This is a genomic window from Methylobacterium sp. WL103 (assembly GCF_008039885.1).
Taxonomy (GTDB): Bacteria; Pseudomonadota; Alphaproteobacteria; order Rhizobiales; family Beijerinckiaceae; genus Methylobacterium; species Methylobacterium cerastii.
In genome coordinates this window covers 1-764 of the sequence record NZ_VRUX01001108.1, presented here as the reverse complement: position 1 = coordinate 764, position 764 = coordinate 1, and the positions used below count along the sequence as shown (strand labels likewise).

1 pseudogene is annotated in these 764 nt (G+C 75.7%); it reads left to right on the top strand.

Features of this window, described 5'->3' with window-relative positions:
• Window positions 1–764 (top strand): annotated as a pseudogene (locus FV222_RS28090) (hypothetical protein); the annotation flags it as partial.

Here is a 764-nt window from a genome sequence, read left to right as displayed (position 1 = left end):
GGAAGCGCGTCGCGCGGGGGCGCCGTTCGGCCTCGTCCCGTCATGGCCGTCGGCTGCGGCGCGCGCCCTCGTCCCTCGTCTCCCGCAAGGAGGTTCTCATCGCTCAGACGACGATCACGCCCCCGCCACGGCGCCTGCGCGCGCTGGTGGGCCTCGTGGCGGCCACGGTGCTGCTGCCGTTCCTCGTGATGCTGCTCGGCCTCTGGGAGGGCCGGCGTGCCGACGACGACTGGGCCGCGTTCGCGGCCGAGCATCGCCACCTCTCCGCGATCGTCGCCGACCTGGAGGCGCGGACGCCGCGCGACGGGCGCGTCGACTACACCCTGCAGTTCCGCAAGGGCGGCCAGACCTACGGCGGCCCCCTCGCCCTGGACAAGGCGCGCGACGCGCGCGGCGAGGTCGCGACCATGACCACGCTAATGGATTGGCGCCGCAGCCTGCCGCCGGTGGTGGTCGTGGGCGGCGGGCTCGCGGCGGCGCTCTCGATCCTGGTGCTGCTCACCGGAGCCGTCCTCGGGCTGGTCGGGCGCACCTCGCGCGACGCGCTCGTGGGCGGGTTCTCCCTGGTGCGCAAACTCCTGCCGGCGGCGCTGGCGCTGCAGATCGTGGCGGCCACCGCCGGGTTCGTCGCCGCCGTGATCTTCGAGGCGGGGATGCTCGCCCAGTCCGGCTTCGACGGCGGCGCGCTGAAGCTGCTCGGCGTCGCCGCCGTGGCGGTCGGCGCGACCGTGATCGCGGCGGCGAGCACCCTGTGGGGCCTGCGC